The 4,076-nt window shown below is 42.8% G+C and carries 2 protein-coding genes; both read left to right on the forward strand.

The genetic code is table 11. The features are described from left to right. The first annotated feature begins 423 nt into the window (after window positions 1-423). Window positions 424-1,428: a DUF6089 family protein gene (locus tag FW778_RS22870; RefSeq protein ID WP_150417246.1), complete on the forward strand. Its 1,005-nt coding sequence runs from the start codon at window positions 424-426 to the stop codon at window positions 1,426-1,428. 300 nt (window positions 1,429-1,728) lie between these two features. Then, on the forward strand, window positions 1,729-4,076 hold a 2,348-nt coding region (locus tag FW778_RS22875; protein ID WP_150417247.1), incomplete at its 3' end, for a beta strand repeat-containing protein.

Genomic DNA, 4,076 nt, shown 5'->3' on the forward strand with positions numbered 1-4,076 from the left:
CAACGGCAGCACTGCTACCGAACCTATCCCACTAAATAAATATATCCCCCATGGAATCTATCAACTGGAAATAAACGTTCCGGGATCTAACCCGGTAGATATCAATTTGGTTAATTAGCAAGCAGATATTTGCAGAAACCCACCTGGACCCGGTTTAATCCATGCAACGAAAATTTTACCAGGGTTATAAAATATTATAAATAATAACGCCTGCTCAATTGATTTTAGAGGGCATAAAAACTAATGCCATTGTCTTAAAACTTAATACTGTCCTGAATAATTATTGCATAAAGACAATGAAGATAATTTATTACCGTTTTAATTGTTTATAAAAAAATATGGAAACTAATCTGGTAAAAGAGAAAAATTATTACTTAATTTGTATGCCCGGCTATAAATTCAGGTTCCAAAATTAGCTACCGTATGAAATTTAAAGTTGCATTCTTCTTATCGCTTTTTTTCATCGCGCAGCAATTAAATGCCCAGCAATATAGTGACCTAACGTTTGAAGCCGGCATCTCGGTAGGCCCTATGAATAGTTTAACTGACATTGGCGGCCGAATTGGGAGAGGGCGAAGAGGACCAAAGGATTTGAACATTAAAAGCACTACACTGTATGGAAGCATTTACGCAAGTGCTATTTACAAAAATATATGGGCGCTCAGGCTTGAAGGCACTATTGGAAGCGTTAAATCACATGACAGTTTATTGGCACATGCAAAAAACAATGGCAGTATCGGCAGGTACAACAGAAATTTAAGTTTCAGAAGCCCCATAGATGAAATTTCTTTAACCGCGGAAATACATGTATTGGATATTTTAAGGCCTTTTGATCCCGAGGAATTCCCGCCGGCTTTTTCACCTTACCTCATTGGAGGGATTGGATATTTTCATTTTAACCCGCAGGCGCTTTTAAATTCAAAATGGATTGACCTGCGACCCCTGCATACAGAAGGGGAGGGGTTTTCCGAATATCCCGACAGCAAAGTCTATAAATTGAATCAAATAAATATTCCGGTTGGCGTTGGCGTGAGATATGAGTTATCCTCGAAGTTTAACCTGAGGCTGGAATATATCAACAGGATATTATTTACAGATTATCTCGATGATGTTCACAACAAGTATATTAATCCCGCGGTATTTTATAACTATTTAAGCGGAACCCAGCTTGTAGATGCAGTTATATTAAACAACAGGGTAAGATCGGATGCTGTACCCAACTTAACAACCGCCCGGCCTGGCGGAAGACGCGGCAACCCGTTAAATAATGATTCTTATTTCACCATTAACTTGAAAATTGGTTATGTATTTGGACGCGAAAGCAGTGGCTCCGGCTATGGCAATAGTTCAGGCGGAGGTGGAGGGAGAGAAGAAAGACGCTTGAGGAGAGCTCAGAAGCGACAGTTATTGTGCCCTAAGCTATTTTAGATCATGAATTTGAGAGACCAGCTAAATGAGGATAAAATGCTCTGAAAAAAATTTAACAATATAGTAGAATATTTGAATTAAAATATTATCTTGCACCGGATTTACCACAAAGCGATTACCCTAAATATCGTTTATCCTTTTCCTTAAAGAAGCCAGAACTTTTAACTCCCGAACACAGCATTTAAGGGAAATCCATTTCTTTTTAAAGATCGCCCGGCCTTAAAAATCCTGTGATATCCTGGTTTTCCGTACATCCTCTGCAAAAAATCATTTACTACACCATAAGAAAAAATGATTTTTATGAAGGAATTTTACTTAAGTACTTTACATACCGCGAACTTAAAAACAAAAGGCATTGCAATGATGCTGGGGTTGTGTGTTTTTTTGTTAGGGATAATGCCAGGGCGTACTAATGCACAATCAATTTCTGTCACAAATGTTACTACAACTCCGGTTTGTGCGGGATCAAATATTACTATAACTTTTACCGTCATTAATGGGGCTGGAGTCAGCAACTATTTTAACGGTTCTACAAATTATCAGGTTTACCTCAGCGACGGAAGTGGCAATAACTTTGCGGCTACCGGTGGAACTTTTACCGTGCCCGGAACATATGATGCAACTGATGGGGGAAAGACTTCCGGGCTTACTGCAACTTTTACAATACCGGCTGGTTCGACCTCCAGTTCAGGGTATAAAATTGCGATTGGATCGGCTTTCCCGGGAGTATTAGTGCCGTCCACTGGCGGTAGCGGAGCATCGAACGCTTTCACGGTGAATGCATTGATGACACCAACAGTTACTGCAAACGCGGATGCAAGCAATACTTTTTGCGCAGATCAGCCGATAACTTTTTCAGCAACGCCGATAAACGCCGGTACTTATCAATGGCAAATTGATGGTTTGGATTATGGGTCAGCGTCAACGAGTAATGTAATCTCGTTTCCGAGTGGTGCGATTCAAAATGGCCACAAAGTGAGAGTTGTGCTCACTTCTAATGAAGTATGCGCCTCTCCCCAAACAATTACAAGTTCGTATGTAACGGTCACTGTCTATGCACTTCCGACAGTCAATGCAGGTGGAGCGATAGCTGCGATATGCCAGAGCGGAACGTCAGTAGCTTTGGGTGGTTCATTCGGCGGGGGAGCGACAGGAGCGATATGGTCAGATGGCGGAGCAGGAGGAACATTTGCAAATAACGGTGGAAGTACTCCTAACACAGCGACCTATACAGCTTCTTCAACGTATTCAGGAACAGTGACTTTAACACTAACCTCAACGGGAAGTTCATGCGGAACTGCTTCAGCCAGTAAACCAATAACAGTAAATCCTATATTAGTGCCCAGCGTGACTGTCACTTCTACTTCAAATAACATTTGCACAAATGGTTCAACTACCTTTACCGCTACCCCCACAAATGGAGGTTCACCAGCCAATTATCAATGGCAATTGAATGGTGCGAATGTGGGAACAAACAGTAGTACCTATATGGCCTCGGGACTTTCCGCAGGCAATTATACTGTAAAAGTAATTATGACGTCGACTGCGGCATGTGCACCTCCAACGCCAGTGTCAGTAACTACTTCACTTACTGTTTATTCTGGTGCTCCAGGGGGATGGAGTGGAAATTCAAATATAACTGTAAACCCGAGTAGCTCAATTTGTCCCCCTGCCACGGTCACCCTCTCTGCTCCGTCCGGGGCGAGCAACGTGCAGTATTATAAATGGACTGTTCCCACAGGCTGGACAATAATCTCAGGAGATTCAACTGCAACAGTAAGCGTATCGATTGACGCATCTTCTCCCCAGGGAAGCATCACATCTTCTCAATTGAAAGTACTAGCCGTAAATCCGTGCGGAAGTGAAGAAGCGGACCCAGCCTCTGGTAATAATGGAATAAAGGTCAGCAGTTTCCTGGGCGTTACAACATCCCCTACGACAGCCTCTGTCTGTAAAAATGGAACTTTGACACTAACTGGAACTTTGACCGGAAGCGCCACATCCGGAAACTGGACTGCTAGTGGTGGCACAATTTCAAATCAGGTAACCAATAACAACATAGTGACGGCAACGTTTACGCCATCAATTACCAGTGGACCGGCTTCAGCCACAATTACGACGAATACTGGAACAGGAGGCAAGAACGGTACCTGCAACACAAGCGCGAGTGCAATCGTGTCCATTACAGTTGATCCTTTACCAACGGCAACAGCAGGAGGAATGACAACCATTTGTTCAAATGGAACAGCTACTGTGAGCGGAGCTACAGCTACCAATGGAACAATTTTGTGGACAACATCAAATGGAGGGGGAACTATTTCCAATGCAACAACACTTACTCCTACATATAATGCTGTAGCTGCAGATGCCGGAAAAGCCATTGTACTAACGATGACGGTTACCAGTAATAACTCGTGCGGATCATCAGCCAAGGCAACGGCAACCTATACTGTGAATGTTGATCCATTACCAACAGCAGCAGCTGGCGGATCAACCACTATTTGTTCAAATGGAACAGCTACTGTGAGCGGAGCTACAGCTACCAATGGAACAATTTTGTGGACAACATCAAATGGAGGGGGAACTATTTCCAATGCAACAACACTTACTCCTACATATAATGCTGTAGCTGCAGATGCCGGAAAAGC

It is taken from the genome of Ginsengibacter hankyongi, from assembly GCF_008710285.1.
Classification (GTDB): domain Bacteria; phylum Bacteroidota; class Bacteroidia; order Chitinophagales; family Chitinophagaceae; genus Ginsengibacter; species Ginsengibacter hankyongi.